Below are 405 nucleotides of genomic sequence, written 5' to 3' on the forward strand. Positions count from 1 at the left end.
AGGCCAATCAGGAAATATTAACCGAAAAAGGGAAAGCTCTTGCAGCCTCAAAAGTGGCATCATCTTATTTAATGGAAGCCGAAACCAATAATTTTAGATTAGGCATTGGCACTTTGGTCGATTTTGAATTTAAGCGGCAAGGAGAAAGTTCAGTCCACCCGCAAATGCGGATTGTTTATTCGGAGCACGATCTCCAGGCCAACGGCATGTACAGCAATCATTTCAAAGCGGTACCTGCTGGTGCAGAAACGCCACCCAAACTAGATTTTGAGCAACCGGTTACCTTCCCGATGCTTGCTAAAGTAGTTGCCAATACCGATCCACTAAACCAGGGCCGTGTTCAGGTTCAGTTTATGGGTTGGGTTCACGATCAGAAATCGCGTTACGAAAAACAAATTACCGATT

At 44.7% G+C, this 405-nt stretch carries 1 protein-coding gene; it reads left to right on the forward strand.

The window, feature by feature from the left end; all coding sequences use genetic code 11:
• On the forward strand, positions 1 to 405 hold a 405-nt coding region (locus tag EHC72_RS22880; protein WP_394346901.1), incomplete at both ends, for a hypothetical protein.

The organism is Pedobacter nototheniae, assembly GCF_004335085.1.
Taxonomy (GTDB): Bacteria; Bacteroidota; Bacteroidia; order Sphingobacteriales; family Sphingobacteriaceae; genus Pedobacter; species Pedobacter nototheniae.